A 19,634-nucleotide genomic window follows, 5' to 3' on the forward strand; every position below is an offset into this window, starting at 1 on the left:
TGCCGGGGTGCATGTGCTCAGCGGCTGGTACGGAAGTAACGCTGCGCCAGCGCGACCCAATACCGGACCCCGGCCGGAATGATGTCGTCGTTGAAATCGTATTTCGGGTGATGCAGCGCCGGCGCGGCCGCGCCGGCCGGCGTATTGCCGATCAGCACGTAAGCGCCGGGGCGCTCCTCCAGCATGAAGCCGAAGTCCTCGGACGTCATGTTCGGCGGCACGTCGCATTCAACGCGTGCGTCGCCGAACGTCTCGCGCATCACCGCTTCGCACAGTGCCGTCTCGGCCGGCGTGTTGACCGTCGCGGGGTAGTACTGAAAGAACTCGACGTCGACCTGCGCGCCATAGGCGTGCGCCAGCCCCTCGCACGTGAGCCGGACGTCGTGCTGCAGCTTCTGCTGCAAGGCGGACGACAGCGTGCGGATCGTCCCGCGCAGCTCGGCGCTGTCCGGAATGACGTTGTCCGTCGTTCCCGCATGGAACATGCAGACGGAAATGACGGCGGGATCGACGGGATCCTTGTGTCGCGCGGCGATGGTCTGGCACTGCAGCACCATCGAACAGGCGAGCGGGACGGGATCGATGCCCAGGTGCGGCTGCGCCGCATGCGCGCCCTTGCCGGTCACCGTGATCCTGAACCGGGAGCCCGCGGCCATGATCGGCCCGGTGCGCAACCCGAAATGCCCGGCCGGCAACCCGGGCCAGTTGTGCATGCCGAACACCGCTTCCGTCGGAAATTGCTCGAACAACCCGTCGTCGATCATCTTGCGCGCACCCGCGCCGCCCTCTTCGCCAGGCTGAAACACGAAATGCACGGTGCCCGGCAACTGCGGCAATTCCTTCAGGATGCGCGCGGCCCCGAGCAACATGACGGTATGGCCGTCGTGTCCGCACGCATGCATGATGCCGTGCGCGCACGATGCGTGCGCGAAGTCATTCGCTTCGCGGATCGGCAACGCGTCCAGATCCGCACGGAGCACGATTCCACGGCCCGGATCCGCACCGGGCAGGCTCGCGACGACGCCCGTGCCGCCCAGCCCGCGCGACACCGCATAGCCGAGATCTTCGAGCTCGCGGGCGACGACGTCGGCGGTCCTGTGTTCCTCGAACCGCAATTCAGGATGCGCATGCAGGTCGCGCCGCAATGTCGCCCAGTGCGCGCGATGCGCGTTCAGCGATGCTTCGGGGATGACGGGGTTTTCCAATTCGGGCACCTTCGGGAAATAGACGGCTTCCATTCCGTACAACCGCCGCGTTCGCGCGCGGCGACTGCTTCAGTCGTGGAAGCCCACGATCGACTTGACCTCCATATATTCCTCCATCCCTTCGATCCCGTACTCGCGGCCGTTGCCCGACTGCTTGTACCCGCCGAACGGCGCCTGCGGGTCCCATGCGGGGTAGTTCAGATGCACCTGCCCCGACCGGATGCGCGCCGCCACCGCGCGCGCACGTTCCTTGTCGGCGCCCTGCACATGTGCGCCGAGCCCGTAAACCGTGTCGTTCGCGATGGCAACGGCCTCGTCGACCGTGTCGTACGGCAGGATCGCAAGGACCGGACCGAAGATCTCCTGCTGCGCGATCGCCATGTCGGTGCGGACGTCGGAAAAGACGGTCGGCCGCGCATAGAAGCCCCGGTCGAATCCCGCCGGCCGCCCGGGGCCGCCGGCGATCAGCTTCGCCCGTTCGTCGATGCCCGTGTCGATCATCTGCGCGACCCGGCCGAACTGCGCGCGATTGGCCAGCGGGCCATGCGTCGTCGCGTCGGCGAACGGATCGCCGACGACCAGCTGCTGCGTCGCCGCGACGGCCAGTTCCTCGACCGCGCCGAGCAGGTTGCGCGGCACGATCATGCGGGTCGGTGCGCTGCACGACTGGCCCATGTTCCGGAACGCGGCGGCCACGCCCGGCGCGATCGCACGCGACAGGTCCGCATCGGGCAATACGATGTTCGGCGACTTGCCTCCCAGCTCCTGCGCGACGCGCTTGACGGTCGGCGCCGCCGCTTGCGCGACCAGCACGCCGGCACGCGTCGACCCGGTGATCGACACCATGTCGACCTCCGGGTGCGATGCGAGCGACGCGCCCACTTCCTCTCCACTGCCGCTCACCAGGTTGAACACACCCGCGGGCACGCCCGCATCGGCGATCACTTCCGCAAACAGCAATGCGCTGAGCGGCGACAGCTCGCTGGGTTTCAGCACCACCGTGCAGCCCGCCGCGAGCGCCGGGCCGACCTTCGCCGTGATTTGATAGATCGGCCAGTTCCACGGCGTGATCAGCGCGCAGACGCCGATCGGCTCACGCACGATCGCGGTCGTCCCGCGCCGCGTCCGGAACGGATAACTGGCCAGATTGTCGCGTGCGACCCGGATATGTTCGGCCGCAAGCGGCACATGGGCGCCGCGTGCGTAACTGATCGGCGCGCCCATTTCCATCGCGAGCGCGATGGCGAACCGTTCGGCGCGCTCCAGTATCAACGCGTGAATGCGATCGAGCAGTGCGGCACGTTCATGCGGCGAAGTCGCGGACCAGCGCTCGAACGCGCGGCGCGCGGCCTGCACCGCGCGGTCGGCGTCGCGCGCGTTGCCGAGCGGGATGTCGCACAGCGTGTCTTCGGTGGACGGGCTCACGACCGCGAACCGGTCGCCGCCGTCAGGCAAAACCCAATCGCCGTCGATGAAGAAACGATCGAGCCTGCCGGCTTCCATCAGGTGACGAACCGGTGAATCGATGGGTGAATGCATTTCAGAGTGTCCTTGAATACCATGCGCCGACGAACGGCAGAAACCACGGAGTGCCGAAGCGGCAGGGAAACATGGCGGCCATCTGCCGTCTCGGGATCAGCCCGCTTCGTCGTCCGACGGTCCGGACCGACGCCCATCGTCCGGAGGCCGCCGTCGTCCGCAAGACGGCCTCGAACTAGAAATCGGCAACCTTGCCCCAGGCTGAATCGGCGAACCGGCTCGGCCGATACGGTATCGGGTCCACGATCGGTGGCGCACCGGTGGCGAGATCCGCGATCAAGTGACCGGCGCCGGGGCCGATGCCGAAACCGTGTCCGGAGAAGCCTGCCGCCAGGATCAACCCCGGCATGCCCGGCACTTCGCCGATACCCGGGACGCCGTCCGGCGTGCTGTCGACGAACCCGGCCCATGCGTGGGTGATCGATGCTTCGCGCAGTTCGGGCAGCAGCTCGACCGCACGGCGGTACGTTTCGTTGACCGTCGGCATGTCGGGCTTCGGATCCAGGATGCGCACCGCCTCCATCGGGGTCGGCGCATCGAGCCGCCACCGCTTCAGCGTTTCGTGGCCGCCGCGCATGCCTTCGAGGCCGCCCGGCAGAAGATTGCGCCAGCGCTTCGCGAACATCGGCACGAACTGCGGGGCAAAGCGCAGGAACTGCGGCGTCACGTCCACGCGCGCGCGGCCGCTGATGGCCAGGGCGTAGCGTCCGTCGCCGCGGCGCGTAACGGACACGCCGGAGGTGTACAGCGCATCCGGCAAGCGCTGTTCGACGGGCGACACGCTCAGGATCGACTGACGGATCGACGCTTGCGGAAAACGGATGCCGAGCTGGCGGCAGAACGACGACGCCCACGCGCCACCGGCGAGCACGACCGTCCTGGTCTTGATCACGCCGGCTTCGGTGACGACACCGCTGACGCGGCCAGCCTCCAGCTCGATCCCGCGCGCCGCGCAGTGCTGGTGGACGCTGCCGCCCAGCTTCATCAGCGCGGCCGCCACGGCCGGCGCGGCCTTCCCCGGGTCGGCCGTGCCGTCGGTCGGCGAGAACACGCCGCCCTTCCACGGCCGCCCGGTTGCGTGTCCGCGCTCGCCGGCCTGCTTGCTGTCGAGCATGTACGTCGTCACGCCCGCGGTCTTCGCGAAGTCGCCCCAGCTGGCCCAGCGGGACAGCTCGGCCTCGTCATTGCTCAGATACAGCAACCCGCAGCGATGAAAGCCCGTGTCTTCGCCGGATTCGGCGGCGAATCGTTCCCACAGATCGATGCTCTTGCTTGCCATCGGCAATTCGCGCTCGTCGCGGTTCTGCTGCCGGCACCAGCCCCAGTTGCGGCTCGACTGCTCGGCCCCGATTCGCCCCTTCTCGACGAGCGCGACCGACACCCCGCGCCGGGCCAGGTAGTACGCGGTAAAGACGCCGATGATTCCGCCGCCGATCACGACGACGTCGGCCGAAGCCGGCAGCGTGGGCGAGGTTTCTATATGGCGCAGCGGAGGGGACATGTTCAATCTCGTTCGGTTGATACGTGGACGTTTTGCACGACGTAGAATTTCGCCACGCGTTCGCTGCTTTCCCACCCGATCGATGCGCCGCGCGGCACGAAGAGCGCATCGCCGGCGCCGAGCGACAGCACGCTGCCGTCGGGCGCGGCGAACCGTACGCCGCCGGCCAGCAGGAGCATGAACTCGTTCACGCGATGCGGGCGAACGATCCGGTGATAAGGCGTCGAATCCCACGTGCCCGCGCAGTACTCGGCGCCGTCGTCGAGAAAGACGTTGTCGCTGCGGCATTGCGGTGCGGGGCCGAGCAGCACCTCGGCCGGCAGCGATGCGGACGGCTTGAAGTCGGCGTCGGCGCGCAGCGGGAACAGGCCGCGCTTCGTCGGTGTCGTGCATGCGGCGGCGCAGAACATGACGAGCACGTGCGATTGCGCGGCGACGCGAAGCGCCGTGCCGCCGCCGATGACTGCTCCCTCCCCCGCGCCCAGCACCAACGGGGCGGCGCCGGCCGCCTCGAGCGTCAGCTCTCCTTCGACGACGACGATGGTTTCAATGTGCGGATAACGCGTGACGTCGAGCTCGCCAACGAAACGGATACGCCCGGCGGCCATCGAGTCGGGGCCTTCCCACGCGATCTCGCGATGTCGGGCGAAGGGATCGTGCTCGCCGAACGCCTGCTTGCGGAAGGCGGTTGTATTCACCGTGCCGTCGGCACGATGCAACACGAAAGCTGCGGTCATTTCTGCTCCTGCGCAGTGCACGACGAAGTTGTCGGGAACCCGTCGCGCGGTATCGGAAATCGTGGTTCGCGGACGCCGTCCGCGCTGCGCCTACGCAGCGTGACACGACGCTTCGCGGCATTCGGCGCGCGTGCGCATCGACGACGTTCGCGCCGGCGCGCCACCCGGCCGCGCGACCACGCAATCGCGCGGCGTGATCCCGAGCACCCGCCGAAAATGCCGGCACAGGTGGCTCTGATCGAAGAAGCCGACCTCGGTCGCGACGACCGACGGCGCCTGGCCGGCGCGCAGCAAGTCCTGCGCACGCCGCACACGCACGAGGCACAGATAGCGGTGCGGCGACAACCCGACTTCGCCGCGAAAGCGTGCGGTGAAACGCGACACGCTCAATCCGGCCACCGCCGCGAGCGTGTCGAGGTTCAGCGGCTGCGCGAACGACGCATCGATGGTGCGCAGCACGTCGCCGATCGCCGGCGATACGGACCGCGGAACATGCGATGCGCGAGGCGTCGCGCCTTCGTCCGGATCGTGGCACAGGGTGACCATGCTCGCCGTCCTCATGCAGCCGCCTTCACGGCCAAGCGTTGCGCGGCGAAGTGCGCGATCGAGCACGGCCCGAGCGGCTCGGCCATCGTGTCGCCGCCGCTCCCGTCACGGCAGCCTTCGCCGAGAACAAGCGGGCAAACGAATCGTGCGGTCATCTCCAATCCTCCCGGGGGCAGTCGCTTCAGTGCAGGAAATCCTGCATCCGGTAATACGCGCCGACGAACGGCAGGAACCACGCGTGCCCGAAATGGCCGGGCATCGCCGGCCAGTCGAGCTCGCGCCACGGATTCGACGCGGCCGCGCCGTACAGCACGTCGGCCATCACGCGGCCCATGTGCACGGACATCTGCACGCCGTGGCCGCTGTAGCCCATCGAGTAATAGAGCCCGTCGTGCTGGCCCGCGCGCGGGAGCCGGTCGGCGGTGATGTCGACCAGCCCGCCCCAGCAGTAATCGAGCCGCACGTTGGCCAGTTCCGGGAAATAGCCGGCCATGCCGGCGCGCAGGATCTCGCCGCTTTTCGCGTCGGAGCGCGGGCTCGACATCGCGAAGCGCGCGCGGCCGCCGAACAGCAGCCGGTTGTCGGGCGTCACGCGGAAGTAGTTGCCGATCTGGCGCGACGTCACGTACGCGCGGCGATGCGGGAACAGCCGGTTCAGCTGCGCGTCGGGCAGCGGCTCGGTGACGACGATGAAGCTGCCGACCGGCGCGATGCGCCGCCGGAACCACGCGAACGGGCCATGCTGCGACGCGCCGGTCGCGACCAGCACGCGATCGGCGACGAGCGTGCCGCGCGTGCTGGTGATCACGTGGCGCTCGCCCTCGATCCGCTCGAGCCGCGTGACGGCCGCCTGCTCGTAGATGCGCGCACCGGCACGCACGGCTGCCTGCGCGAGACCGACGCCGAACTTGCCCATGTGCATCTGCGCGCCATTGCGCTGCAACAGCCCGCCGTGGAAGCCGTCGGAGCCGATTTCATCGCGGATCCGCGACGGCTCGATCAGTTCGATGTCCGGATCGACGTCGTGCCGCAACGCGTCGAACGTCTTGGCGAGCCCCGCGAAATGCTGGGGCTTCGCGGCAAGCTTCAGCTTGCCCGCACGCCGAAAATCGCAGTCGATCGCATGTTCGGCGACGATCGCCTCGACGCTCTTCACCGCGCTTTCGTAGGCGCGATAGAACTGCCTGGCGGGTTCGGCGCCGATCCGCGCGGCAAGCGACGCGTAGTCCTGCGCGACACCGGTATTGCACTGGCCGCCGTTGCGGCCGGACGCTTCGCCCGCGATCTGCGCGGCTTCCAGCACGACCACCGATACGCCGCGCTGTGCGAGCGCAAGCGCCGCCGACAGGCCGGTGAAGCCGCCGCCGATCACGGCCACGTCGGCGCGCCCTTCGACGGGCCCTTCGCAGCCGGCACGAAACGCGGGGCGGGTATCCAGCCAGTACGATTCGAATTTCATCGGATCCTTGTCGAGCATTCCGGCGACAGCGATCGGCAATCGCCCGTTGAGAACTATTTAATCATCGTCAAAAAGCGCAGTTGCCGCGTATTCGCGCACGGCGCGCGCACGATCCACCGTTTTGCACGACCGCCGCAGCACACTATGCGGAAGGCCGCGCGACATGCTACAGACGCACCGGCTGCACCGGCGCGACGCCCGCCGCCGGCTCGGCCTGGAAGCGCGCGAGGTCTTCCTCGCTGCGATGGCACAGCACCTGCGCGCCGTTCTCGAGCGTGCGCAGCGCGGGCGCGGTGCGGTTGCACACGCCGTCCACCCGCATCGCGCAGCGCGACAGGAACGGACACAGCTCGGCGTCGTCCGTACTCGCGCCGATCGGCACCAGCGGCCGGTGGCAGCGCTCGGCCGCATCGTCGAGCCAGCCCGCGCGCAACTCCGGCGCGGACGACACGAGCAGGTGCGAATACGGGTGGTAAGGCGGCGCGCACAGCGCATCGCGGCTGCCGGTTTCGACGCGACGGCCCGCATACAGCACGACGATGTCGTCGCTGATCGCGCGCACCTTCGCGATATCGTGCGTGATGAAGACGTACGACACGCCGAGCTTCGCCTGCAGGTCGCGCAGCAGGTCCATGATCGCGGCGCCGACTACGGTGTCGAGTGCCGACGTCACCTCGTCGCACAGGATCAGGTCGGGCTCGGCTGCGAGCGCGCGCGCGAGGTTCACGCGCTGCTTCTGCCCGCCCGACAGTTCGCCGGTGCGCCTCGCGGCGACCGCCTGCGGCAGCCGCACGAGTTCGAGCAGTTCCGCGACGCGCTGCCGTGCACGCGCGCCCTTGATCCCGTGATAGAACGCGAGCGGCCGCGCCAGCGTGCGCTCGACGGTATGCACCGGGTTGAGCGCGGTATCGGCGTTCTGGAACACGATCTGCACGCGGCGGTGCTGCTCCTTCGAGCGCTTGCCGATGTCGAGCGCGAGCGGCTCGCCGTCGAGCAGGATCTGCCCGGCCGTCGCCGGCACGAGGCCCGCGATCACCTTCGCGAGCGTCGTCTTGCCGGAGCCCGACTCGCCGATCACGCCGACCGTCTGCCCGCGCCCGATGCGCAGGTCCACTTCGTGCAGGATCACCTTCGCGGGCCAGCCTTTCGCGGTACGGCCGCCATAGCCGGCGATCGCGCCGCGCACGTCGAGCAGCGGCGTCGGCGCGGCGCTCGCCGGTTTCGCATCGCGTTCGGCATCGCTCGGCGTGACCGCCGCGATCAGGCTCTGCGTGTATGGATGCGTCGGCGCATGCAGGATCTGCTCGGTATCGCCCGCTTCGCGGATCACGCCGTCGCTCAGCACGACGATCCGGTCGGCCATCTGCGCGACCACCGCCAGATCGTGCGACACGTACACCGCGCTCATCCCGCAGCGCCGGATCACGCTCTTGAACGCCTGCAGCACGTCGATCTGCGTGGTGACGTCGAGCGCGGTGGTCGGCTCGTCGAGGATCACCAGCTCCGGGTCGGTGATCAGCGCCATCGCGGCCATCAGCCGCTGCAGCTGGCCGCCCGACACCTGGTGCGGATAGCGCTTGCCGATCGTCTCCGGCTCGGGCAGCGCGAGCGCGCGGAACAGCTCGACCGCCTTCGCCTGCGCATCGCGCTTCGTCATCGTCTTGTGGATCAGCGCGCTCTCGATCACCTGGTCGAGAATCGTGCGCGACGGGTTGAACGCGGCGGCCGCGCTCTGCGCGATATACGCGACCTTGCGGCCGCGCAATGCAGTCAGCGCCTGCGCGGACAGCGTGCAGACGTCCGTGCCGCCGAGCTTCACCGAGCCGCCGGCGATCCGGCAGCCGGCACGCGCATGGCCCATCAGCGACAGCGCGATCGTGGTCTTGCCGGAGCCGGACTCGCCGATCAGCGCGAGCACCTCGCCGCGCCCTATCTCGAAGTCGACGCCGTGGACGATCGTCGTTTCCTCGCCGCCCGGCCGGCCGCCGACGACGCGCAGCCCGCGCACCTCGACGAGCGGAGTCGATTCATCTCGCATCAGTGTTCTCCCGCGGCAGCGGCCGCGCCCTTGCGGCGGCCGCGATGCGGCAGGCCGTCGATCAACAGGTTGACGCCCACCGTCAGGATCGCGATCGCGATCGCGGGCATGATCGCGACGGCCGAGCCGTCGCCGAGGCTCGCGATGTTCTCGCGCACCAGCGAGCCGAGGTCCGCGTACGGCGGCTGCACGCCGAGCCCGAGAAAGCTCAGGCCGCTCAGCAGCAGCACGACGAACGTGAAGCGCAGCCCGGTATCGGCCAGCATCGGGTGGATCATGTTCGGCAGCATCTCGACGCACGCGATGTACAGCGCGCTCTCGCCTCGGGCGCGGGCGACCTGCACGAACTCGAGCGTGCTGATGTTGACCGCCAGCGCGCGCGCGATCCGGTACGAGCCCGGCATGTAGCTGACCGCGGCGGTCAGGACCAGCAGCGGCAGCGACGAGCCGAACGCGGCGACGAACATCAGCGCGAACATCTTCGACGGAATCGACGTGAGCGCATCGAGCAGCCGGCTCATCGTCTCGTCGACCGCGCGACCCGACACGGTCGCGAGCAGCCCGAGCGTCGTGCCGGTCAGCGCGGCGAGCAACACCGCCGCGAGCGCGAGCAGCACGGTCAGCCGCGTGCCGTACAGGATCCGGCTCAGCATGTCGCGGCCGAGAAAGTCCGAGCCGAACGGCAGCTTCGCGCCGAACGGCGCGAACACGTCCTGCGTGACGATCGCGCCGACGTCATGCGGCGCGAGCAGCGGCGCGAACACCGCGATGAACAGCATCAGGCCGACCATCGACAGGCCGACGCGGCCGCCGGTCGTCAGTTTCATGCGCGCGGCGCGGCGCTTGCGCGGCTGGTCGGGAGCCGGGGCGGCGGGCGGCGTCGCGCCGCCCCACGGTGGGCGCTGATCGCCGGACGGCGGCAGCGCGCTGCTGCGTTGAACGGGTTCGGTCGGGTGCATGGGCGGCATCTCGGAAGGAGAACGGAACACTCAGGTCCGCAGTCTCGGGTTCGACACGATCGAGCACAGGTCGGCGAACAGCACGAGCGTCAGGTAGGCGACGCAGAAGATCAGCGTGCACGCCTGGACCAACGGGAAGTCGCGGTTGCCGACGGCATCGACCATCAGGCTCGCAAGGCCCGGATAGTTGAAGATCGTCTCGACGACAATCACGCCGCCGAGCAGATACGACAGGCTCAATGCGATCGCATTGGCGATCGGGCCGATCGCGTTCGGCAGCGCATGGCGCAGCACGACGCGCGCGGGGCTCGCGCCCTTGAGCACGGCCATCTCGACATACGACGCGCTCAGCTGCTCGATCACCGCGGCCCGCGTCATCCGGGCCATCTGCGCGATCACGACCGCGCACAGCGTCAGCACCGGCATCGCATACGCACGCAGGAAGTCGTGCAGGCTTTCGATCGGGCCGCTGTACGACAGCGCGGACAGCCAGTGCAGCTTCACGGCCAGCACGAGCACGGCGACCGTCGCGATCAGGAATTCCGGCGTCGCGACGAGCGACAGCGTGCCGAGGCTGATCACTCGATCGACCACCGACTCGCGCTTGACCGCCGCGAGGATCCCGAGCAGCAGCGCGATCGGCACCGACACGGCGGTCGTGATCGCCGCGAGCGCGAGCGACTTCGGCAGGCGTCCGCCGATCATCTCCGACACCGGCATGTCGCCCGACAGCGAGCGGCCGAAATCGCCGTGCAGCAGCCCCGCGAGCCAGTGCAGGTAGCGCACGTGGGCCGGCATGTCGAGGCCGAACTGCTGGCGCAGCGCGGCGACCGTCTCCGGCGTCGCGGACTGGCCGAGCGCGGCCTGCGCGGCGTCGCCCGGCAGCAGGTTCGTGATCGTGAAGATGATCGCGGACACGATCAGCAGCGTCAGCGCGGTGACCGCGATGCGCCGGCCGACCAGCCCGAGCAGGATTCGGTTCATGAAACTGCACTCCCGTAAAGGCCGCGTGCGGCCGGCGCGGTAATCCGCACCGGCCGCACGGCGGCGGCACGCATCGGCGTCAGGCGTTCCACCACACGTGCTCGGCGAACATGAAGCCCATCATCCCGCCGGTCGGGATCGAGCCGAGGCCCGCGAGCCGCTTGTCGTAGCCGTCGAGGAAGCTGATGAAGGCCGGGATGCCGATCCGGCACTGCTGCGCGACGAGCACCTGCATGTCGCCGTACATCTGCTTGCGCTTCGCATCGTCGGTTTCCGAGCGCGCGGCGAGCAGCAACTGGTCGAACTTCGGGTTCTTCCAGCCCGACTCGTTCCACGGCGCATCCGACTTGAAGAACTGCGTGAACACCACGTCGGCGCTCGAGCGCGGGTTGATGTTGCCGAAGCCGAGCGGATGCTTCATCCAGTGGTTCGACCAGTAGCCGTCGGGCGACACGCGGTTCACCTGCAGGTTCAGCCCGATCTTCTGGCCGGCCTGCTGCAGCAGCACGGCCATCTCGATCGACCCGTTCGCATCCGACGTCGCATAGATCGGCGGCAGCGCGGCGCCCAGTGCGCCGGCCTTCTGGAACAGGAACTTCGCCTTGTCCGGATCGTGCGGCCGCTGCGGCAGCGACGCGTTGAAGTAGCGATGCCCGGGCGGAATCGGCTGGTCGTTGCCGATCACCGCGTAGCCGCGGAACACGGCCGAGCGGATCTGCTCGCGATCGAACAGGTACTTCATGCCTTCGACGAAATCGGGGTTCGCGGTCAGCGGGTTGTCGCTGCGCATGATCAGGTCGGTATAGAGCCCCGACTTGGTTTCCTTCAGCGCATAGCCCGGCGTCGACGCGACCCGCTGCGTCGAGCGCGGATCGATCGCGTTGATCAGGTGCACGTCGCCGGACAGCAGCGCGTTCAGGCGCGCGGCGCTGTCGCTGATGCCGATCAGCTCGATCTCGTCGAGATACGGCATCCCCGGCTTGAAGTAGCTGTCGTTGCGCACGCCGATGGTCGATACGCCCGGCTTGAACGACTTCAGCTTGTACGGGCCGCAGCCGATGCCGGTGCTGAAGTCGGTCGTGCCATCCTTGACGATCACGAGCTGCGGCGTCGCGAGGATCACCGGCAGATCGGCGTTCGCGCTGGCGAGCGTGAGCGTGACTTCGTCCGGGCCGCTCGCCTTCGCATCGGCGAACTGGTCGGCGAGCGGCTTGACTTTCGACGCGGTGGCCGCGTTCTTGTGGCGCATCAGCGAATACACCACGTCGGCCGGTGCGACCGGTTTCCCGTCGTGGAACGTGACGCCCTTGCGCAGCTTGATGATCCACGTCTTCGCGTCGGTCGTCTGCAGCGACTCCGCGAGATTCATCTGCGGCGTCAGGCTCGCATCGAGCTGCGTGAGGCCGCTGTAGAACATGAAGAAGCGAATGTAGTCGGCGCCCGTCGAGCCCTTGGCCGGGTCGAGCGTATCGGCCGTCGAACTCGATTCGTTCGCGACCCGGATCTTGCCGCCGCGCTTCGGCGCGGGCGCGGCGAACGCGGATTGCATGCCGGTCAGCAGGCCGCCGCCACCGACGGCCATCATGCCGCTCGCCGCCATGACCCGCATCATGTCGCGGCGCGTGATGCCGCCCTTGCCGCCGTTGTCGATATCGTCGCTCATCCGAACTGCTCCTGACTGTGGAAAGTGGGGGTCTGGGGTCCAGCGTGGTTCGAGAATCCCGCCGCGTCCGCCTGCTGGTGGCGGGTGCGACGTCGTGCGCATTGAGTTCATTTAAGCATCGCCAAAATGCGGTTTGTCGCGATTCGGGGCGGCCGCACGATACGATTCGACCGTTTTGGGCCGCCTGCGCAGCATGATTTGCTGCGCGCCCACGCGTACCGCCGTTTGCTCGATGCCACGTCGCGACGACTGCGCAACACGTACGCGACGAAGGCAATCGTAAAGTGATGCACGCGGCAGATTGCACCGACAAAATTGGCGGTTCGGCATCCAAAGCGCGTTCGGCTCGCGCAAACCGCATGTTTGCGTGGAATGCGCGCGCGCGGCCCGCGGCGGCCGAAACGACCGGAACGCCGCGCGCGCCTGCGACGACGGGTGCCGGCCGCGAGGATGCCCGGCGCATGAAAGGTCAGGAGATTGCCGCTGGATCGAAGCGGCTTTGCCGGACAACAGGAATATGGCCGGATGACCCGACGCCGGGCGCGAACCCGTGGCGGGCCATCCGGCCGCGATTCCCTGCCGCGACGCGGTCGACGCCGGCCTGTTCGCACGCACGCCGGACACATGCCGGCGTGGCTTCACGGAGGCGACGCGATATCGTTGGCGGGTGCCGGCACGCTGCCGTCAACGCGGCCGTCAGGCAGCCAGCCGGAACACCGATACGGCGGCCCGCAAGCGTGCGGCCTGTTCATCCAGCGAGGACGCCGCAGCGGCGGCCTGCTCCACCAGCGCGGCGTTCTGCTGGGTGACTTCGTCCATTTGCGTGACCGCCTTGCCGATCTGTTCGATGCCGGTGCTTTGCTCGGCGGATGCCGCGGAGATCTCGCCCATGATGTCGGCCACCCGGTCGATCGAGCGGACGATCTCCGTCATGCGTGCGCCCGCTGTCTCGACGAGCCGGCTGCCGCTGCCGACCCGCTCGACCGACGCCTCGATCAATCCCTTGATGTCCTTCGCCGCCGCCGCGCTGCGTTGCGCGAGCGAGCGGACCTCCGAGGCCACGACGGCGAACCCGCGGCCTTCCTCGCCGGCCCGCGCGGCCTCGACCGCGGCATTGAGCGCGAGAATGTTCGTCTGGAACGCGATGCTTTCGATCACGACGGTAATGTCGGCGATCCGTACCGACCCGTCCGAAATCTGCCGCATCGTTTCGACGACCTCCTGCACGGCGGCACCGCCGAGTTCGGTCGCCTCCTTGGCGTGGGTCACGAGCGCATTCGCCTGACGTGCATTGTCGGCATTCTGCTTAACGGTCGAGGTGATCTGTTCCATGCTGGCGGCCGTTTCCTGCAGCGACGCGGCCTGTTCCTCCGTGCGCTGCGACAGGTCCAGATTGCCTTGCGCGATCTCGCCGGTGCCGATGGCGATCGAGTGCGTCGTGGCCTGGATGTCGGCGATGGTCTCGGTCAGGCGCGCCTTCATGTCGCCGAGCGCGACGAGCAGGCTGCCCGGCGCGGCTTGCGCCGTATCGAATTCGATGTCGAGTTCGCCGGCGGCGATGCGGGCCGCAATGTGCGTCGCATGCGCTGGCTCGCCGCCCAGCGTGCGCCGAACGCTGCGCAGCACACCCCACGCGATCGCCGCGAGCGCGGTGGCGATGACGAGCGTGATGGCGCCCAGCACCAGCGCGAGCCGGTTGAACGCCGCGTCGATGTCGTCGTAGAAGAAGCCCGTCCCGATCCACCAGTTCCAGTCCGGAATGGCGACCACGCCCTGGAGTTTCGGCTCCGCGTCCGCGTCGGGACTGCGCTTGACCAGCACGTCGACGAGCGCGAAATGCGCCGCCGCCATCCCGGCGCGGTACGCCTCGCTGTCGGTCAGGCCGCTGGTCGTGCGGTTGCCCTTGGCGCGGGTGCCGATGAACTTCGCGTTCGGGTGCACGAGATTGACACCGTCGGACGTCGTGACCCAGTAGTAGCTCTTCGAATTCGCGTTGAGCGCCGACAGCGCGGCCTTGGCCTGCTGCTGGGCCTGGTCCTGGGTCAGCGTACCGCTCGCCTGCTGCGCACGGTACGAATCGACCAGATGCTCGGCTTTGGTCAGAAGAATGACGATCTCTTCACGACGGCTGTCGATCAGCGCATCGCGCAGCGTGTGCAACGACAGCGCGGCGAGCAATACGACGCCGAGCAGCGCCGCGGCGACGAGCATCAGCAGTTTCGTGGACAACTTCATGCGTGGGGCCTCTCGATATTAACCGTTCGGTACATATATCGACGCGAGGCGGCCCCGCCTTGAACGGCTCAGTATCGGTAATTACCCTCGATTCGTGCGCTGATCGCACGCTTGACGGGAAAGCGGCCGGCGCGGTCGCTCTCCGTGGATGGGCATGCCGCGTGACCGTGTGCGTGCGGCACGCGGCACATGCCCGCGAGCCGCGCTTACAGCCCGAGTTGCGTCGCGAGATGGCCGATGTCCGACACCTCGTAGTAGTTGTAGAACGGCGTGCCCGGCTCGTGGCCGCGGTTCACGAACGCCTTGTGCTTGATCCCGAGATCCTCGGCCGTCATCAGGTCGTAGCGCAGGCTCGACGACACGTGCAGCACGTCCTCCGGCTTGCAGCCGAGCTTGCCGAACATGTATTCGAAGCCCTGCATCCGCGGCTTGTACGACTGCGCCTGCTGCGCGGTGAACACCGCATGGAACGGCGCGCCGAGCTTGTCGACGTTGCTCATGATCTGGTCGTCCGACGCGTTGGACAGGATCACCAGCTTGTACTTCTTCGCCAGCCGCGACAGGCCGGCCGGCACGTCCGGATGCGGGCCCCACGTCGGCACCGCGTGATAGAAGCGTTCGGCCTCGGCTTCGTCGAACGTCACGCCGACCCGCGCGCAGGTGCGGCGGACCGCGTTGACGACGACGTCGCGATACGGCTTCCATGCGCCGAGCACCTCGTCCAGGCGATACGCGGCGAATGCGCGCACGAACGCCTCCATCGCGACCGGCGACAGCCGGTCCGCATAGATTTCGCGCGCCGTCTCGGCCATCCGGAAATGGGTCAGCGTGCCGTAGCAATCGAACGTGATGAACTTCGGTTCAAACTGGATCATGGTGACGTCCTGTCGGTGTGAAGCCCCGGCAGGGCCGGGGACGGGCTGGGTTGTACGAAATTGAATCAGGGCAAAAAGTCGTTCGCGCATCGTTCGGCGCCGGTCAAAACGCAGAATCACCGCGTGTTGGGCGCGCTGCACGGCACGATCTGCGGTGCGATTCCGTGCGGTGCGCTCCGGCCGGCCGACCGGTCTCGCGAAACCGCGACGCGCGTGGCCGGCACGGCCGCGACGCGGTGCGGCGCGGCAGCGAGCGGCGCGCCACCCTGCTTCCATCGTACTGTCGTTCATGCGGCAGAAGCTGCCGGGATGACGGGCCGACGCGGCACGATCCGCGCGTTCGCGCACGCCGATCGAGCGGGTTTGCGTCGATCTCTCTCGCGCGCCCGCCGCCGCCGGAAAACAGGCGAATCGTCCTATCCGCGCCGCACTGGCGCTGGCAGAGTCGATACGTCATTCCTACCCATCCGGAGTCCGGCGTGTCCGACCTCAATTCTTCCAGCACGCTTACCTATCGCACGTTCGCCGAAACCGACCTGCCCGCCGCACATCGTCTGTCGGAGGCGGTCAAGTGGCCGCACCGGCTCGACGACTGGCGCTTCGCGTACCAGCTCGGCAGCGGCTTCGTCGCCGAAGACGAAACCGGCATCGTCGGCACCGCGCTCGGCTGGTGCTTCGGCGAGTCGCATGCATCGCTCGGCATGGTGATCGTGTCGCCCGAGCGCCAGGGCCGCGGCATCGGCCGCGAACTGCTCACGCGCGTCGTCGACAGTCTCGGCGCACGCACGATCTTCCTGCATGCGACGCCGTCCGGCGAACCGCTCTATGTGAAGTTCGGCTTCGAAGCGATCGGCACGATCGACCAGCATCAGGGCGCCGCGTTCCAGCCACCGCTGATCTCGCTGCCGCCCGGCGAGCGCCTGCGGCCGCTCGGCACCAACGACGGCCCGCGTCTCGCCGCGCTCGCCTCGCGCGCGGCCGGCTACCCGCGCGATGCGGTGATCGACGCGCTGCTCGACGTCGCCAACGGGATCGCACTCGATCGCGACGGCGAACTGCTCGGTTTCGCGCTGTTCCGCCGTTTCGGCCGCGGCCACGTGATCGGCCCGGTGATCGCACCGGACGCGCTGCGCGCGCAGGCGCTGATCAGCCACTGGCTCGCGCTGCACGAAGGCATGTTCGTGCGTCTCGACGTGCCGGGCGACAGCGGGCTGTCGGACTGGCTGCAGGGGCTCGGCCTGCCGCGCGTCGATACCGTCGTCGCGATGGCGCGCGGCGCGGTGCCTGCCCGCGATCCGGCACTGCGCGCGTTCGCGATCGTCAACCAGGCGCTCGGCTGAACGACACGCACGATGAGCTTTCTCTACAAGGCCGACCCGGTGCGCGGCGCGCAATGGGCGCAGCGCTTCGCGCAACAGGCGCCCGACCTCGCGTTCCGGATCTGGCCGGACCTCGGCGATCCTGAGACCGTCCGCTATCTCGCCACATGGCAACCGCCCGACGACCCGGTCGCGCTGCTGCCGAATCTCGAGATCGTGTTTTCGGTCGGCGCCGGCATCGATCAGTTCGACCTGTCGCGCGTGCCCGCGCACATTCCGGTCGTGCGGATGATCGAGCCCGGCATCGTCGAAGGGATGGTCGAATACGTGACGCAGGCCGTGCTGGCGATCCATCGCGACCTGTTCGACTATGCGGCCCAGCAGCGTGAGCAGGTGTGGCGCGAGAAGCCCGTGCGCGCGGCCGCGTCGCGACGCATCGGCGTGCTCGGGCTCGGCACGCTCGGCCAGGCCGTGCTCGACACGCTGCGGCGCTTCGGTTTCCCGTGCGCCGGCTGGAGCCGCACGCCGCGCACGCTCGACGGCATCGACTGCTACGCGGGCGACGCGGCGCTCGACGCGTTCCTGGCGCGCACCGACATCCTGATCTGCCTGCTGCCGCTCACCGACGGCACGCGCGGCCTGCTCGGCGCGCGCGTGTTCGACGCGCTGCCGGCCGGCGCGTCGCTCGTGCAGGTCGGGCGCGGCCCGCAGCTCGATGCGGCCGCGCTGCTCGCCGCGCTCGACGGCGGCCGCCTCGACAGCGCGATCCTCGACGTGACGGACCCGGAGCCGTTGCCGGCCGGCCACCCGTTCTGGACGCATCCGCGCATTCGCATCACGCCGCACATTGCGAGCGCGACGCGGCCCGACACCGCGGTCGACGCCGTGCTCGCGAACCTCGCGCGCCATCGCGCGGGCCAGCCGATGATCGGCGTCGTCGATCGCACACGCGGGTACTGATGCGCTGACGCGCTCCCGGCCCGCGGGACGCGCAGCAGAAAATGCCGAAGCGCCCCGTGCAAACGCCGCTTTCGTACGTTTCAGGCCGCAAATTGAAGACGCGCTCGGATTTCTCGCCCGGTAGCATGAACTCACGCTGACACCCGACGAGAGTCCTCCCCGACATGAACCAAGCCGCGCTGATCGAAGCCGATCGTCAACACCTGATCCACCCTGTCGTCAACTATCGTGCGCACGAGGCGCGCGGCGTCACCGTGCTCGAATCCGCGGACGGCGTGTTCCTGCGCGACGCCGACGGCCACACGCTGCTCGATGCGTTCTCGGGCCTGTGGTGCGTGAACGTCGGCTACGGCCGCGACAGCATCGTGAAGGCCGCCGCCGAGCAGATGACGAAGCTGCCCTACGCGACCGGCTATTTCCATTTCGGCTCGCAACCCGCGATCGAGCTGGCCGAACGGCTCGCGGCACTGGCGCCGCCGTCGCTGAACCGCGTGTACTTCACGCTCGGCGGCTCGGATGCGATCGACTCCGCGGTGCGCTTCATCACGCATTATTTCAACGCGACCGGCCGTCCGTCGAAGAAGCAGATGATCGCGCTCGAGCGCGGCTATCACGGCTCGTCGTCGATCGGCGCCGGCCTCACCGCGCTGCCCGCGTTCCACCGTCACTTCGACCTGCCGCGCGCGGACCAGCATCACATCCCGTCGCCCTACCCGTATCGCCACCCGCTCGGCGACGATCCGCAGGCGCTGATCGCCGCGTCGGTCGCCGCGCTCGAGGCGAAAGTCGCCGAACTCGGCGCGGACAATGTCGCGGCCTTCTTCTGCGAGCCCGTGCAGGGTTCGGGCGGCGTGATCGTGCCGCCGGCCGGCTGGCTGAAGGCGATGCGCGACGCGTGCCGGCGCCTCGGCATCCTGTTCGTCGCCGACGAGGTGATCACCGGCTTCGGCCGCACCGGCCCGCTGTTCGCGTGCGAGGCCGAGCAGGTCGATCCGGACCTGATGACCGTCGCGAAGGGGCTGACCGCCGGCTATGCGCCGATGGGCGCGGTGCTGATGTCCGATGAGATCTACGAAGGGATCGCGGGCAACCGCGCCGATTCGCCCGCGGTCGGCCACGGCTATACGTATTCCGCGCATCCGGTCAGCGCGGCGATCGGCCTCGAGGTGCTGAAGCTCTATCACGAAGGCGGGCTGCTCGCGAACGGCCAGGCGATGGCGCCGCGTTTCGCCGCGGGGCTCGATGCGCTGCGCGCGCATCCGCTCGTCGGCGACGCCCGTTCGGTCGGCCTGCTCGGCGCGCTCGAACTGGTCGCCGACAAGGCACGCAAGACGCGCTTCGACCCTGCGCTGAACGTGCCCGACAGGATTGCCGCCGCCGCGTACGCGAACGGCGTGGTGTTTCGCGCATTCGGCGACGGCGTGCTCGGTTTCGCGCCGGCGCTGAGCTTCACCGCGGGCGAGTTCGACCTGATGTTCGAACGCGTGCGCAAGACGCTCGACGACGTGCTGGCCGACGCGGGCGTGCAGCGCGCGCTCGACGCCGCGCACGCGCAGCCGGCCTGACCGGCCAAGGGAAAGCCGGGCTTGTGGCGGCCATCGTTCGACTCTAAAG

Annotated in this window: 16 protein-coding genes; 3 read left to right on the forward strand and 13 right to left on the reverse strand. The window is 68.6% G+C overall.

The genetic code is table 11. The features are described from left to right. Positions 1–17 precede the first annotated feature (17 nt). The 13 genes from DIE23_RS14235 to DIE23_RS14295 form a co-directional block, all read right to left on the reverse strand. Positions 18–1,205: a M20 aminoacylase family protein gene (locus DIE23_RS14235; RefSeq protein WP_124612816.1), complete on the reverse strand. Its 1,188-nt coding sequence runs from the start codon at positions 1,203–1,205 to the stop codon at positions 18–20. A gap of 69 nt (positions 1,206–1,274) precedes the next feature. Next, positions 1,275–2,744, reverse strand: coding sequence for an aldehyde dehydrogenase family protein (locus tag DIE23_RS14240; protein ID WP_124612703.1), 1,470 nt, complete (start codon positions 2,742–2,744; stop codon positions 1,275–1,277). Between the two features lie 175 nt (positions 2,745–2,919). Beyond that, positions 2,920–4,245: an FAD-binding oxidoreductase gene (locus tag DIE23_RS14245; protein ID WP_124612704.1), complete on the reverse strand. Its 1,326-nt coding sequence runs from the start codon at positions 4,243–4,245 to the stop codon at positions 2,920–2,922. A gap of 2 nt (positions 4,246–4,247) precedes the next feature. After that, positions 4,248–4,982, reverse strand: a complete 735-nt coding sequence (locus DIE23_RS14250) for a cupin domain-containing protein (protein ID WP_124612705.1) — start codon at positions 4,980–4,982, stop codon at positions 4,248–4,250. A 90-nt stretch (positions 4,983–5,072) separates the two neighbouring features. Then, complete coding sequence (locus DIE23_RS14255; RefSeq protein ID WP_260436063.1) at positions 5,073–5,528, reverse strand: helix-turn-helix domain-containing protein; 456 nt, start codon at positions 5,526–5,528, stop codon at positions 5,073–5,075. An 11-nt stretch (positions 5,529–5,539) separates the two neighbouring features. Further along, on the reverse strand, positions 5,540–5,683 hold the full coding sequence (locus tag DIE23_RS39530) for a hypothetical protein (RefSeq protein WP_185646450.1): 144 nt from the start codon (positions 5,681–5,683) through the stop codon (positions 5,540–5,542). A 26-nt stretch (positions 5,684–5,709) separates the two neighbouring features. After that, a complete protein-coding gene (locus DIE23_RS14260; protein WP_124612706.1) occupies positions 5,710–6,987 on the reverse strand; it encodes an FAD-binding oxidoreductase in 1,278 nt (425 codons plus the stop codon). A gap of 166 nt (positions 6,988–7,153) precedes the next feature. Continuing rightward, the gene (locus tag DIE23_RS14265) at positions 7,154–9,025 is read right to left on the reverse strand and encodes an ABC transporter ATP-binding protein (protein WP_124612707.1); all 1,872 of its coding nucleotides are present in this window, start codon (positions 9,023–9,025) and stop codon (positions 7,154–7,156) included. Beyond that, positions 9,025–9,984 carry an ABC transporter permease gene (locus DIE23_RS14270; protein WP_124612708.1) on the reverse strand — a complete coding sequence of 320 codons (960 nt, stop codon included), beginning with the start codon at positions 9,982–9,984 and terminating at the stop codon, positions 9,025–9,027. The genes DIE23_RS14265 and DIE23_RS14270 overlap by 1 nt, the downstream gene beginning before the upstream one ends. A 30-nt stretch (positions 9,985–10,014) precedes the next feature. Further along, positions 10,015–10,968, reverse strand: coding sequence for an ABC transporter permease (locus tag DIE23_RS14275; RefSeq protein WP_124612709.1), 954 nt, complete (start codon positions 10,966–10,968; stop codon positions 10,015–10,017). Between the two features lie 79 nt (positions 10,969–11,047). Continuing rightward, entirely contained in the window at positions 11,048–12,631 is a 1,584-nt protein-coding gene (locus tag DIE23_RS14280; protein ID WP_124612710.1) for an ABC transporter substrate-binding protein, read from the reverse strand. Positions 12,632–13,327: 696 nt separating this feature from the next. Beyond that, the gene (locus DIE23_RS14290) at positions 13,328–14,866 is read right to left on the reverse strand and encodes a methyl-accepting chemotaxis protein (protein ID WP_124612712.1); all 1,539 of its coding nucleotides are present in this window, start codon (positions 14,864–14,866) and stop codon (positions 13,328–13,330) included. A gap of 206 nt (positions 14,867–15,072) precedes the next feature. Then, positions 15,073–15,741, reverse strand: coding sequence for a haloacid dehalogenase type II (locus DIE23_RS14295; RefSeq protein WP_124612713.1), 669 nt, complete (start codon positions 15,739–15,741; stop codon positions 15,073–15,075). A gap of 479 nt (positions 15,742–16,220) precedes the next feature. Between DIE23_RS14295 and DIE23_RS14300 the strand changes: the two genes are divergently transcribed. The 3 genes from DIE23_RS14300 (at position 16,221) to DIE23_RS14310 (ending at position 19,585) form a co-directional block, all read left to right on the forward strand. Then, on the forward strand, positions 16,221–17,081 hold the full coding sequence (locus DIE23_RS14300) for a GNAT family N-acetyltransferase (protein ID WP_124612714.1): 861 nt from the start codon (positions 16,221–16,223) through the stop codon (positions 17,079–17,081). A gap of 12 nt (positions 17,082–17,093) precedes the next feature. Next, positions 17,094–18,020 carry a glyoxylate/hydroxypyruvate reductase A gene (locus tag DIE23_RS14305; protein WP_124612715.1) on the forward strand — a complete coding sequence of 309 codons (927 nt, stop codon included), beginning with the start codon at positions 17,094–17,096 and terminating at the stop codon, positions 18,018–18,020. A 164-nt stretch (positions 18,021–18,184) separates the two neighbouring features. Beyond that, entirely contained in the window at positions 18,185–19,585 is a 1,401-nt protein-coding gene (locus DIE23_RS14310) for an aspartate aminotransferase family protein (protein WP_124612716.1), read from the forward strand. Positions 19,586–19,634: the final 49 nt, after the last annotated feature.

It is taken from the genome of Burkholderia sp. Bp9143 (assembly GCF_003853645.1).
In the GTDB taxonomy this organism is placed as follows: Bacteria; Pseudomonadota; Gammaproteobacteria; order Burkholderiales; family Burkholderiaceae; genus Burkholderia.

Coding starts and splice junctions, on each gene's coding strand:
- DIE23_RS14240 (WP_124612703.1), bottom strand. CDS start 2,744: ATGCATTCACCCATCGATTCACCGGTTCGTCACCTGATGGAAGCCGGC.
- DIE23_RS14245 (WP_124612704.1), bottom strand. CDS start 4,245: ATGTCCCCTCCGCTGCGCCATATAGAAACCTCGCCCACGCTGCCGGCT.
- DIE23_RS14250 (WP_124612705.1), bottom strand. CDS start 4,982: ATGACCGCAGCTTTCGTGTTGCATCGTGCCGACGGCACGGTGAATACA.
- DIE23_RS14255 (WP_260436063.1), bottom strand. CDS start 5,528: ATGGTCACCCTGTGCCACGATCCGGACGAAGGCGCGACGCCTCGCGCA.
- DIE23_RS39530 (WP_185646450.1), bottom strand. CDS start 5,683: ATGACCGCACGATTCGTTTGCCCGCTTGTTCTCGGCGAAGGCTGCCGT.
- DIE23_RS14260 (WP_124612706.1), bottom strand. CDS start 6,987: ATGAAATTCGAATCGTACTGGCTGGATACCCGCCCCGCGTTTCGTGCC.
- DIE23_RS14265 (WP_124612707.1), bottom strand. CDS start 9,025: ATGCGAGATGAATCGACTCCGCTCGTCGAGGTGCGCGGGCTGCGCGTC.
- DIE23_RS14270 (WP_124612708.1), bottom strand. CDS start 9,984: ATGCACCCGACCGAACCCGTTCAACGCAGCAGCGCGCTGCCGCCGTCC.
- DIE23_RS14275 (WP_124612709.1), bottom strand. CDS start 10,968: ATGAACCGAATCCTGCTCGGGCTGGTCGGCCGGCGCATCGCGGTCACC.
- DIE23_RS14280 (WP_124612710.1), bottom strand. CDS start 12,631: ATGAGCGACGATATCGACAACGGCGGCAAGGGCGGCATCACGCGCCGC.
- DIE23_RS14290 (WP_124612712.1), bottom strand. CDS start 14,866: ATGAAGTTGTCCACGAAACTGCTGATGCTCGTCGCCGCGGCGCTGCTC.
- DIE23_RS14295 (WP_124612713.1), bottom strand. CDS start 15,741: ATGATCCAGTTTGAACCGAAGTTCATCACGTTCGATTGCTACGGCACG.
- DIE23_RS14305 (WP_124612715.1), top strand. CDS start 17,094: ATGAGCTTTCTCTACAAGGCCGACCCGGTGCGCGGCGCGCAATGGGCG.
- DIE23_RS14310 (WP_124612716.1), top strand. CDS start 18,185: ATGAACCAAGCCGCGCTGATCGAAGCCGATCGTCAACACCTGATCCAC.